At 71.7% G+C, this 5,337-nt stretch carries 4 protein-coding genes; 1 reads left to right on the plus strand and 3 read right to left on the minus strand.

Going from position 1 to position 5,337, the window contains the following annotated elements; all coding sequences use genetic code 11:
- Nucleotides 1–227 precede the first annotated feature (227 nt).
- Both ACIA03_RS30195 and ACIA03_RS30200 read right to left on the minus strand, forming a co-directional pair.
- Nucleotides 228–1,409, minus strand: a complete 1,182-nt coding sequence (locus ACIA03_RS30195) for an MFS transporter (protein WP_396989203.1) — start codon at nt 1,407–1,409, stop codon at nt 228–230.
- Between the two features lie 5 nt (nt 1,410–1,414).
- Entirely contained in the window at nt 1,415–2,311 is an 897-nt protein-coding gene (locus tag ACIA03_RS30200; protein WP_396989204.1) for an RNA polymerase sigma-70 factor, read from the minus strand.
- A 205-nt stretch (nt 2,312–2,516) separates the two neighbouring features.
- On the opposite strand from ACIA03_RS30200, the gene ACIA03_RS30205 reads away from it, so the two are divergent.
- Nucleotides 2,517–3,260 carry an NUDIX domain-containing protein gene (locus ACIA03_RS30205; RefSeq protein WP_396989205.1) on the plus strand — a complete coding sequence of 248 codons (744 nt, stop codon included), beginning with the start codon at nt 2,517–2,519 and terminating at the stop codon, nt 3,258–3,260.
- Between the two features lie 7 nt (nt 3,261–3,267).
- Here ACIA03_RS30205 and ACIA03_RS30210 read toward each other — a convergent pair.
- The coding region (locus ACIA03_RS30210) for a glycosylhydrolase-like jelly roll fold domain-containing protein (protein ID WP_396989206.1) at nt 3,268–5,337 on the minus strand (2,070 nt) is incomplete at its 5' end.

A 5,337-nucleotide genomic window follows, 5' to 3' on the forward strand; every position in this document is an offset into this window, starting at 1 on the left:
ACCCTCGAGAACGGGTCGGCGGCCCACACCAACCACGAAGCAACAGCCCCGCAAAGAGGGTGGTCTCCACAAGCTCGACCACCGGGGCATCACCGGTCCGCGGCACCCAACGTCGCCGCGCAGCAGCGCCCGGCGAAGCCAGCGGGCAGAACGCCCGTCCTTGACGCCGTCCAGATCGAGAGACCCTCAAGAGCAGGTCGGCGGCCCCACACCAACAACGAAGAAAGTCACCGCCCCTCGAACGACGCCAACGCAACCGACGCAAGCACCCCCGCGACCAACACCGTCCCAGCAAGAACCCAGTAGAGCGCGTCGTACCCGCCCAGCACAGCAGCGACCGCAGCGCCCACAGCAGGAGCGAGCGCACCCGCGACCCCGGCGGGAGCGGAGTAGACCCCGTTGAGCGCGGCGTACCTCTCAGGTCCCCACACGTCGCTGACGACGGTCGCGGAGATGAGCGTGTAGAGCCCGCGGGCGGTCCCGGTGAGCACCGCGACGACGATCATCACCCAACCGACCGCAGGCAGCGACGGAAGCAGCGCGACTGAGGCCGCGAACCACAGCACTCCCCCGATCATCCGGGCCCGGACACCGAAGCGCCGCGCCAGCAGCGGATAGAACGCGCGGCCCGCGACCTGGCCGGCGCCGCCGAGCCCGAGCGCCCAGGCGGCGGTGGTCGGGCTCAGCCCGTGCGCGACGAGGAACGGCACCAGGTGCACGATCGAGGCGAACACGACCATCGAGACCAGCGTGCCCGCGAGCGTGAGCAGTATGAACCGGCGGCTCCGCAGCACCTCCCGGTCCCGCACGGGTCGACCGTCCGTGTGCGGGACGCTCGGATCCCAGGCGAGATCGAGGACCACGATGCTCGGCACGAACGTCAGCACGACGAAGACGCCGGCCAGGATGACGTACGTCCAACGCCACTCGACCCACCCCGCCAGTGCTTCGGTGAGCGGCGCGAAGATCGTCGAGGCGAACCCACCGGCGAGGGTGAGCGTCGTGATCGCAGGCACCCGCCGCGCACCGAACCACTGCGTCAGCGCGGCGAAGGCGGGTGGGTAGAAGGTCCCCGAGGTCGAGAGCCCGACCAACAGCCAGCCCAGAGCGAAGACCCCGTAGGACGGGGCGGCGGCGACCACGAGCAGCGCCAGCGTCCCCAGCAGGCTGGCACCGGCCATCACCCACCGCGGACCGAAGCGCTGGATGACCCGACCGACCGGGATGCCCGCCACGGCCCCCACGAGGGTGCCCGCGGAGAACGCGGTGGTGATCGCCGCCGCCGACCACCCGGTGGCGTCGACGATCCGCGGCTGCAGGACGGTGAAGGCGTAGTAGAGGACGCCGTACGCCGCCGTGACGGTCACGCAGAGCGTGACCAGGACCCCGCGAAGCGACCGACTCCCCACCTGCGTCAGCGTTCCAGATGGACCTGCTCGACGACGCCGCTGAGCTTGGACGGGTTGCGTACGTAGTAGAGGCCGGTCACCAAGCCGTCCTCGACGTGCAGCGTGACGACGCCGTCGACCTCCTCGCCGAAGTAGATCAGCATCCCGGGGGCACTGTTGACGCTGGTGAGCTCGAACCTCGGGATGCCGTACTTCGTCGCCAGCCCCGCGAAGAACCGCAGCACCTTGTCGGCGCCGTGGATCGGGTTGCGGGCCGCCTGCACCACGCCGCCGCCGTCGGAGAAGAGCACGACGTCGGGGGCGAGCACGTCCAGCAGCGACTGCAGGTCGCCGCCGGTCGCGGCGTCGCGGAACCGCTCCAGGGCGTGCCGGGCCTCGGCCGCCGAGACCGACTCGCGCGGCCGCCGCTCGGCGACGTGGTCGCGGGCCCGGTGCGCGATCTGTCGCACCGCGGCGGGCGACTTGTCGACCGCCGCGGCGATCTCGTCGTAGCCCAGCGCGAAGACCTCGCGCAGCACGAAGACGGCTCGCTCGGTCGGCGAGAGCGTCTCCAGCACCAGCAGCACGGCGGTCGAGAGCGAGTCGGCGAGCTCGGCGTCCTCGGCGACGTCCGGCGCGGTCAGCAGCGGCTCGGGCAGCCACGGACCGACGTACGTCTCCTTGCGGCGCGACAGCGTCCGGATCCGGTTGAGCGCGAGCCTGGTCGTGATCCGCACCAGGTAGGCGCGGTGGTCACGCACCTCCTCGAGCGGCACATCGGCCCAGCGCAGCCAGGTCTCCTGGAGCACGTCCTCGGCGTCGGCGGCCGAGCCGAGCATCTCGTAGGCGACCGTGAAGAGCAGGTTGCGGTGGGCGACGAAGACCTCCGTCGCGGCCTCGCTCGTCGACTGCGGCTCGCTCATGACTCCGACCCTACCGACGCCGGAGCCAGCGGGATCTCGCACCCGTCGGGGTAGTCCATGGCGCCGTGGAGACCGGCCGACTGCGCCTTCGGGATCCTGAACGTACTGGGCATCCTTGCCCTCCTGTGTCGTCTCGAACGTCTCGTCACCTTCCAGACACCGACAGCCGCCGGGTTGTGACAGGACGGCTCGCTAGGGTTGTGGCGTGAGCGAGCCAGAGACGACGACCGTGGCGGAGGGCGTTGCCCGGATCGAGTGGGCCGCGGGCGAGGCCGTCGATGTCGTACGCCGCGAGGTGGCCGCCGCGCTCCTCACCCACCACCGGGTCGAGGCGCTGGTCGACCCGGCCGACGTCACCGAGCAGCGCACCGCGACCTGGTCGGGCCTCCACCGCGAGGGCCTGCTGCGGGGCGTGGCCGGCGGCGAGGACCGGATGCTCTACGCCCGGGTGGCCAGCGATGCGCCGGTCGAGGCACCCGAGGGCTTCCGGGCGCTGCTCAACTCCTTCCTGCCGCGCAAGCGCGCGATCGGGCAGATGCTGGTGCGCGACGCCGAGGACCGGGTCCTGATGTGCCAGCTGACCTACAAGAAGGACTGGGACCTGCCCGGCGGCATCGTGGAGGTCGGTGAGTCGCCGAAGCTGGCGACGACCCGCGAGATCGAGGAGGAGCTCGCCCTCGTCCTCCCCGCCGGCGACCTGCTGCTCACCGACTGGCTGCCGCCGTGGGGCGGCTGGGACGACGCCGTCTGCCTGGTCTTCGACGGCGGCGTCCACCCCTCCTCGATCCTCGAGAAGACCACCCTCCAGCCGCGCGAGATCCGCTCGGTGGCGTTCTGCACCCTCGACGAGGTCCGCGAGCGGGCCGCCGACTTCACCGCGCGCCGGGTCGAGGCCGCTCTGGCGGCGCTGAAGGGCGGCCCGACCTATACCGAGTCGGGCCGCCCCTAGCTCCGGCTCACCTCGACGCGGTCAGCTCCGTGACGACCACGGCACGCGGCCGGAGACTGACCGGCCCGAGCAGACCCGAGGTCGGCGGGACCTGGTTGGCCTTGCCGCGCTGGTTGAGCAGCGTGTTGGTGACGCGGACCTCGATCGTGTTGGTGCCGGCCCGTAGCGCCTCGGTGGCGTCGATGACGTACGGCTGCCACAGCGCCCGCGGCAGCACGACGCCGTTGATGGTGACCTGCGCGATGTCTCGCACCTGGCCGAGGTCGAGCAGCATCCGGCGGCCGGCGAGGTCGGCCGCGGTTACGTCGACGGAGGTGCGGTAGGTCGCGCTTCCGGAGAAGCGGGGGTCGATCGTCGTCCACGACCCCAGCGGCCGGGTCTGCTCGGTCTCGCCCTCCCGCTCCAGCTTCACCGTCCACGGGCCGTCCAGCGCGATCGGCGTCAGCGGGTCGCTCACCGTGGCCTCGCCGCGGTAGGTTCGCCGACCGTCCGTTCCGGTGAGGGTCGTCGTCCCCGGCTCGTCGACCAGGACGGTCGCCTCGAGCGACTCCTCACCTCGGGTCACCGACTCGGCGACCTGGTCACCGACCAGATGCGCCCCCGCTCTGGTGCCCTTCCGGAAGACGATCGCGAGCGTCTCGTACGGATCGAGACGCAGCGGCACGGTGGTCTCCTTGCGCCCGCCCTCGTCGTACGTCGCGGCGACCTCCGTGCTGCCGTCGCGCGGGTCCCAGATCTCCGGCACACCGTCGACCGGGAGGGTCGCCGAGGTGCTGATCGCCTGGTCGCTCTCGTTGTTGACCAGGAATGCGACGTCGCCGTCACGGCCGGTACGCAGCACCCGCACCGCCGGCGCGGCGGGGCTGAGGTCGGCGGCGGTGACACCGGCCCCGGCCGCCAGCCCGCCGAGATCGCCGAGATCGTCGGCGACCACGGCGACGAACCCGTCGCCGTTCCGGGTCCATCCCGTGGAGGCATCGCCGAACAGGGAGTCCAGCTCCCGAGCCAGCGCGGCGGTCCGACCGCGTGCCTCGAGCTCGGGCAACGGCCCGACGGCGGCGACCCGACCGCCGTCGCGTACGAACCTCTTCAGGGTCTTCGCCGTCTCCAGGTCCAGCACCGGCGTCGTCGGCAGCACCAGCATCCGATAGCTCGCCTCGCCCACCTTCAGCACACCGTCGTCCGGGCGCGCCTGGTAGCGCGTGCCCGGATCACCCGAGAGCGAGCCGTCGCTGAGCAGGTCGAAGTCGACCTGTCCGCGCTCGAGCGCGAACGCCGCCCCGCTGAGAGAGTCGTCGAGCTGGTGCTCGGCGTCGGTGGCGCGGGTCTGCTCCGCGGCCCGCTGCGGCTGCACCAGCGCGGTCTGCGCGAGCGAGGAACCACGGCCGAGCTCCATGACCCGCCCGATCCAGGCGTCGACGTCCCCCATCGCGTCCCAGTAGGTGCTGGCGGGCCCGAACGGTGGCGCGAAGTAGACCTGCTTCTCGTCGGTCCACATCGCGTGCAACGCGGTGAAGTTGGCACCCCGGGTGGCCAGAGCACCGACCGTCGCGTGCATGTACTCCGGTGCGACGCCCCAGCCGGAGTTGCCGAACACCTCCACCAGGGCGCGCTCGGCACCGCTCTGGTGGGCGGCCGACGCGGCGTTGCGCATCAGAGTGGTCTGCCGGCCCGCGGTGTAGTCGGTGGTGATCATGTCGGTGCCGGGGACCTGGGCGTACTGGTTGTTCTTGGCCAGGTCGCCGGTGCTGTGCATCCGCTGCTGCGGGCCCTCCTCGTCGAGGAGCGGGTTGGTGATCAGCTGCAGCCCGTGCTCGCCCATCCAGGCGGCCTGGCGCTGGTAGTAGTTGGTCGCGAACGCGTCGTTGACCGCGCGCCAGTAGGTTCCGGCGTACTGCTCGCCGGTGCGGCCGAGCTGGTCGGCGGCGGCGGTGAACGCGACTCCCGGTGGCTGTCGCGATTTGAGTTGTCCCTGTCGGTGCCGGCCGGGCGAAGCCCGGCCCGGCTCAGCCGGTGGCCAGGCCGGTCTGGTGGAGTCGTCGCAGGTTGATGACGGCTGCTGCGAGGTTGAGCTCGG

It is taken from the genome of Nocardioides sp. NPDC051685, assembly GCF_044453405.1.
In the GTDB taxonomy this organism is placed as follows: Bacteria; Actinomycetota; Actinomycetes; order Propionibacteriales; family Nocardioidaceae; genus Nocardioides.

What these genes read in the sequence shown, in the direction of transcription:
- ACIA03_RS30200 (WP_396989204.1), bottom strand. Translation starts at nt 2,311, where the DNA reads ATGAGCGAGCCGCAGTCGACGAGCGAGGCCGCGACGGAGGTCTTCGTC.